This window comes from Belnapia sp., from assembly GCF_059504005.1.
In genome coordinates this window covers 1-5,295 of sequence record NZ_JCACHU010000076.1, presented here as the reverse complement: position 1 = coordinate 5,295, position 5,295 = coordinate 1, and the positions used below count along the sequence as shown (strand labels likewise).

Genomic DNA, 5,295 nt, shown 5'->3' with positions numbered 1-5,295 from the left:
CACTTCCGACGACAGATTGGCCAGCCCCTGCTGGTTGTCTGGGATCGGCTGAATGTAAGCGAGACTACCGCACCCTATTCCGGGCCGCTTGACGCTCAGCCGCTTTTTGCAGGAGCCCAGTGCCAGGGCATGAGCTCATCGATACGGCTCTGCGGCCAGCCGTTGACCAATCGGGTCAGCAGGTCGGTAAGGTAGAGTTGTGGATTGACGCTGTTCAGCTTGCACGTCTCGATCAGAGATGCGAGGTCGGCCCAGCGGCGCCCGCCGTCATCACCCGAGGCAAAAAGTGCGTTTTTTCTGCTCAAGACCAGAGGTCTGATGGCGCGCTCGACCACGTTCGAGTCTATCTCCGCGCGGCCATCGTCGAGGAATCGCTCCAGCCCATCCCGATGGTTCAGCGCGTAGCGGATCGCTTTTGCGGTCGGGCTGCCGCCCGGCAATCGTGTCAGCTGCTGCTCCAGCCAGATGAACAGGTCAGTCACCAGCGGCCGGCTTTTTGCCCCTCGCGCAGCGCGGCGCTGGTTAGGCGGCTGTCCCCTGACCGTGTCCTCGACGGCGTAGAGCGCGGCGATGCGCCTCAGCGCCTCCGCGGCAATCGGCGCCGTGTTCTTCTTGGTCAGGTCATAGAATTCGCGCCGCACATGGGCCCAGCAGTAGACGAGCGTCGCGCCTTTGCCGCCTTCCGGCGCGGCCAGGCCCTTGTAGACCGTATAGCCGTCGCACTGCAGCAGGCCCGTGTAGCCACCCAGCAGCGCCTGTGCGTGCTCCGCACCGCGGCCGGGGGCGTAGTGGAACACCACCGCCGGCGGTTCACTGCCACCCCAGGGCCGGTCATCGCGGGCGATCGCCCAGGCAAACCCCTTTTTGGTCCGGCCGCGGCCAGGGTCGAGCACTGGCACTCCGGTTTCATCGGCGAACAGCCGCACGGAGGTGAGCAGGATCTCGCGCAGCCGCGCCACCACCGGGCGGACCTGGAAGGCCGCCGCGCCAAGCCAGCCGGCTAGCACCTCGCGGCCGATCTCGATGCCCTGCCGTGCCAAGCCCTGGGCCTGGCGATACAGCGGCATGTGGTCGGCATAGCGTGCCACCGCCACGTGCGCCACCGCCGCCTCGGTCGGCATGCCGCCCTCGACCAGGCGCGCCGGGGCGGGTGCCTGCACGACGACGCCCGGGCAGGCCCGGCAGGCGAACTTGGGCCGCTTGGTGACCAGGGCGCGGAACTGCACCGGGATCACGTCGAACCGCTCGGCGGTGTCGGCCCCGATCTCGACCATGGCGCCCTGGCAGCAGGGGCAGGCGGTGCTCTCGGGCAGCAGCACCTGTTCCACACGTGGCAGGTGTGCCGGCAGCCGGCCGCGGCCCGCCCGGCGGCGAGCCGTGTTCTTCTTGTGCAGGTCGGGCGAGCCCTTCTCCGCTTCTGCCTCAGCGGCGGCGAGCGAGGCCTCGGCCTCCTCGAAGGCAAACCGCAGCTGGTCTTCGGGCAGCCGCTCCGAGCGCGGCCCGTACTGCATGCGCTGGAGCTTCTGCAGCAGGTGCTGCAGCCGCTCGATCCGCTCCGCCTGTGCATCCCGCTCGGCGCTCAGGCTGTCGCGCTCGGCCCAGGCCGCCAGCAGCAGCGCGCGCAACGCCGCGGGGTCATCAGGCAGTGACGGCGTTGGAGTGCTGGCCTCGCGCATCGTGCCGGCGATTCTACGCAGGCACGCTCGGCCTGGGAATCTGTTTCGTACTCTGCACCCGCGTCCAATCGATCCCGGCGAATAGCGCGGCGAACTCGACCGGCGTCAGCCGCACCGCGCCATCCACCACCGGTGGCCAGCGGAACGCGCCGGCCTCCAATTGCTTCCAGACCAGGACCAAGCCACTGCCATCCCACACCACGAGCTTGATCCGGTCAGCACGCTTCGAGCGAAACACCAGCACCACGCCCGAGAATGGATCCTCGCTCAGCATCTCGGCCGCCAGCGCGGCGAGACCATGCGCCCCCTTGCGGAAGTCGACCGGCCGCGTCGCCAGCAGGATCCGCGCCCCCAGCGGCAGCGTGATCATGCCTCGAGGGCCGCCGCCAGCCGCGCCACCACCGCCGCATCCATCCCGCTGCCAGCCCGCAGCAAGCGGCCGTTGCGTAGCACCACCTCGATCAGGTCGGTGCCTGCGGCCGGCATCGGCGCGCTGGGCGGCGCGACTGGGCCCTGCCGGGTACCGTCATCATCCACCAGCAGCGGCACGAAGCGTGGTGCCCGCGGCGCCGTCTGCCGCGCCGGGCGACCTGCTGCCTCACGGCGCCAGCGATACACCAGGCTCGGCGAAATCCCGTAGCGCTGCGCCACCAGCAGCACCCGGGCCCCCGGCATCGCCGCCTCCGTTAGCACCCTGGCCCGCTCATCCCGCGTGTACTCGCGCCGGGCCTCGCCACGGGTGACGATCTCTACACGCGTCACATCATCTGTGGCAGCATCAGTGCTAGCACTGATGCGAGACTTCGAGCCGGCCATCGCTTCACCTCCGCGACGGCCTACTTCTCAGCCACACAAGGCCCGCGCAAGAAGGGCCCGGTCGCTGCGCTTACGGCTGAATGCCCATCGCGCCCACCGCACGGCTGCCTTCCTAGAACGCCATGCCCGCGATTTCGCGGTGGCCTACCTGCCGGCCTATGCGCCGGATCTCAATCCCGAGGAGCTGTGCAATGCCTGGGTCAAACGCACCATGGAAAACGCACTGCCCTGCGACATTGCCGAGCTCCACCGGTGCGTCCGCCGCGCCTTCCGCCGTTTGCAGCACCGGGCCGACTTCATCATCGGCTGTTTCCGGCACGTCGGCCTGAGCCTTACCCAACTTCCGTGAAGATCAATAGCTCCCGCCACATCCAGCGGAAGTCGTACTCGCCCATCGGGTCTCCAGCCGGGCGCTTGGCCGAATGGTTCTCCAGCATCTTAAGCCAAGTCACGACCTTTTCCCGCCCTTTCGGTGTTTTCGTCGCCGCGCGAGGCGACTTGCCGCCGAGAGCGGGGATTGGCTGGTCGAGAATGTTCCGGTAGTGGTCGTCCAGGGTCTGCCGTAGCAGTGCGCGCTCGTCCTCCGGCGTGAGGCCGCTCGGCTTCGGGGGTGGGCCTTCGGCGGTTAGCATCTGCTCGAGGTCGGTCCGCTCGGTCAGGGGTGAACCTACTAAGCCGACCAGCGCGGGCTTGAGCATTGCCCGGCCACGCTCCGCCCTGGGAGTGGAGTTCACCTCCAATGACAGGCGACGGCCCTTAAGCGCCAGCGTGCCGAGAACCACCGACCCGTCCTCCATTGTGCTGAAGAAGGTTTGGGCCTTCCTTTGGCGCGGTACGGTCTTTGGCTTCGCCCCAGGCTCATCCAACCAGTTCCAGAATCCGAGGTTCTCCTGCCGCAGTGCCGGTATGGCAGCCAGCGCCTCGCGGACCTGCTCGGGCTTGGTGCCTTTCAACAAGGGGAAGTGCATAGTGGTGAAGTCGAGCGGGTCACCCTCGCTGTTGAGCAGCTCCGGCCGATTCCGGCCCTGTGCCCCCTTGAGCGCTGCATCAAGCCAGAGATTGGTGACCATGAAGGCAGCGCTGGCTAGCAGGAGGTCCGGCGTCATGATGTCGGCCAGTGTCTTAGCGTCTGTCTCGATGCCGAACTCGCGCGCAACCGCCGCAACTTCGCGAGGCGCTTCTGTCCGGGTTTTCCGAAGTGAGGCAAGCAGCGCCTCGCTGATGTCATGTTCGAACAGCATCAGCGTGCCGCTAATGACGGCACCCTCGCGCAGCGGGATCACCCGTGTGGCAACGCGGTCCCATTGTCGCAGTCCCTGGGAGCCCAGCTTCTCCAATACCCGCACCGCTTCGCCACCACGGATCAGGTCGCGCAACTGCGTTGACTCGCCCGGCATGTGTCAGGCGAGGTGCAAACCCCCCATCCGGCGGTACTGGGTACAGCTGTGCTGTCAGCCATGGCGCATACGGCTCCTACCTTCTGTATTTCGGGACAGCACTGGCAGCCATTGCGGCCACATCCATCAGCTAGTCCGCGCGCATGCCGAGGCGCTGGACGACCTCGCCCCAGCGCGCCGTCTCGCGCGACGTGAGCGCCGCGAGCTCCGCCGGACCCGCCCCAACCGGGACACCACCGATGCCTATAATGCGGTCGCGGTAGTCAGGGTCCACCGAGACGGCCGCAACCGTGGCCGCGAGCTGGTCACGCACCAGGCCAGGAAGGCCGCGCGGCCCAACCAGCGCCGTCCAGGAGGAGAAGACCAAGTCCGGCACACCGGCCTCGGCCATGGTCGGTACCTCCGGCAGCCCCGGCCAGCGCGCAGCGCCGGTCATGGCCAACGGGCGCAGTAGCCCGCCGCGGATGCCGCCCAAATAGGCCGGAAAGTTCCCTATCGTCATATCGAGGCGCCCGCCAACCAGGTCAGTAGCTACGGCCGGGCCGCCGGCGCGGTAAGGCGCATGTACGAGTTGCACCCCTGTTCGCTCGGCGAAGAGCGCCATTGCGAGATGGTCCGAAGTGCCGTTGCCTGACGTGCCACAGGTGAGCGGCGCGCTGCGGCCGACGGCCACGAGGTCGGAGATCGAGCGGTGCGGCGAGGCTGCCGGCACGAGGAGCGCCAGCGACGTGTCCCAAAGGTGGGCGACAGGGGTGAAGTCACGATCTGGATCGTAGGGCAGGCTGGGAAAAATATGGCGGTTCACCGCCATGATGCCGATTGATGCAACAAGTAGTGTGTGCCCGTCAGGTGTACTGCGGACCAGAGCCTCGGCTGCGACATTGCCACCGGCCCCAGGACGGTTCTCGACCACGACTGGCCGCCCCAGGCGGACAGCCAGCGCTGCGGCCAAGGCCCGGGACGGCACGTCCACGGCGCCGCCCGCCGGGAACGGGACCAAGAGGCGCACGGGCCGCGAGGGATAAGCGGTGTCCTGCGCCGGCGCGGCGCGCGGCAGGACCGATACGGCGGTGAGTAAAGCGAGGGTGTAGCGTCGAGAACCTCGAGAGCATTGCGGCATGTCGGATTCCTCCCTCGCCCGGTGAGACGGTCCCGGCGGTGGCATGCTGCTCTTGCTTACCGAGTAGCTGAAAGCCCATTCGTTTTGAGCTTCTCGGATGACCCAGTTGGTTGTGGGAAGCAGCGTCTCAGTGCTCAAGGGTTGACAGGCCCTAGCCCTCCGCGAGGTAGAGCCGGAGCTGATATTGCCACTTGCGCTCGTAATTGCCCTCTTCGGTCCTGATAGGCGACCCTAGGAGCGCGTCCGAGTAACCACATCTTGGGGGCTGACGCCGCTGAGGTTGGAG

The 5,295-nt window shown here is 67.4% G+C and carries 6 protein-coding genes; 1 reads left to right on the top strand and 5 read right to left on the bottom strand.

Going from position 1 to position 5,295, the window contains the following annotated elements; all coding sequences use genetic code 11:
- Positions 1 to 95 precede the first annotated feature (95 nt).
- The 3 genes from tnpC to tnpA are packed head-to-tail and all read right to left on the bottom strand — an operon-like array spanning position 96 to position 2,438.
- Positions 96 to 1,676: an IS66 family transposase gene (gene tnpC, locus AC5JJ1_RS11235; protein ID WP_495785209.1), complete on the bottom strand. Its 1,581-nt coding sequence runs from the start codon at positions 1,674 to 1,676 to the stop codon at positions 96 to 98.
- A gap of 13 nt (positions 1,677 to 1,689) precedes the next feature.
- Positions 1,690 to 2,046 (bottom strand): IS66 family insertion sequence element accessory protein TnpB, encoded by a 357-nt coding sequence (gene tnpB / locus AC5JJ1_RS11230; RefSeq protein ID WP_495785208.1) that lies wholly within the window; start codon positions 2,044 to 2,046, stop codon positions 1,690 to 1,692.
- On the bottom strand, positions 2,043 to 2,438 hold the full coding sequence (gene tnpA, locus AC5JJ1_RS11225) for an IS66-like element accessory protein TnpA (RefSeq protein WP_495785207.1): 396 nt from the start codon (positions 2,436 to 2,438) through the stop codon (positions 2,043 to 2,045). Before tnpA ends, tnpB begins: the two co-directional genes overlap by 4 nt.
- Before the next feature lie 31 nt (positions 2,439 to 2,469).
- Here tnpA and AC5JJ1_RS11220 point away from each other — a divergent pair, with 31 nt between their 5' ends.
- Positions 2,470 to 2,841 (top strand): transposase, encoded by a 372-nt coding sequence (locus AC5JJ1_RS11220; protein WP_495785206.1) that lies wholly within the window; start codon positions 2,470 to 2,472, stop codon positions 2,839 to 2,841.
- Here AC5JJ1_RS11220 and AC5JJ1_RS11215 read toward each other — a convergent pair.
- Both AC5JJ1_RS11215 and AC5JJ1_RS11210 read right to left on the bottom strand, forming a co-directional pair.
- Positions 2,825 to 3,868: a hypothetical protein gene (locus AC5JJ1_RS11215; RefSeq protein ID WP_495785205.1), complete on the bottom strand. Its 1,044-nt coding sequence runs from the start codon at positions 3,866 to 3,868 to the stop codon at positions 2,825 to 2,827. The two genes, AC5JJ1_RS11220 and AC5JJ1_RS11215, sit on opposite strands and share 17 nt — an antisense overlap.
- A 151-nt stretch (positions 3,869 to 4,019) precedes the next feature.
- On the bottom strand, positions 4,020 to 5,009 hold the full coding sequence (locus AC5JJ1_RS11210) for a Bug family tripartite tricarboxylate transporter substrate binding protein (protein ID WP_495785210.1): 990 nt from the start codon (positions 5,007 to 5,009) through the stop codon (positions 4,020 to 4,022).
- Between the last annotated feature and the right edge of the window lie 286 nt (positions 5,010 to 5,295).

Excerpts from the sequence above, each read along its gene's own strand:
- tnpC (WP_495785209.1), bottom strand. The coding sequence starts at position 1,676 with ATGCGCGAGGCCAGCACTCCAACGCCGTCACTGCCTGATGACCCCGCG.
- tnpB (WP_495785208.1), bottom strand. The coding sequence starts at position 2,046 with ATGATCACGCTGCCGCTGGGGGCGCGGATCCTGCTGGCGACGCGGCCG.
- AC5JJ1_RS11220 (WP_495785206.1), top strand. The coding sequence starts at position 2,470 with ATGCGAGACTTCGAGCCGGCCATCGCTTCACCTCCGCGACGGCCTACT.
- AC5JJ1_RS11210 (WP_495785210.1), bottom strand. The coding sequence starts at position 5,009 with ATGCCGCAATGCTCTCGAGGTTCTCGACGCTACACCCTCGCTTTACTC.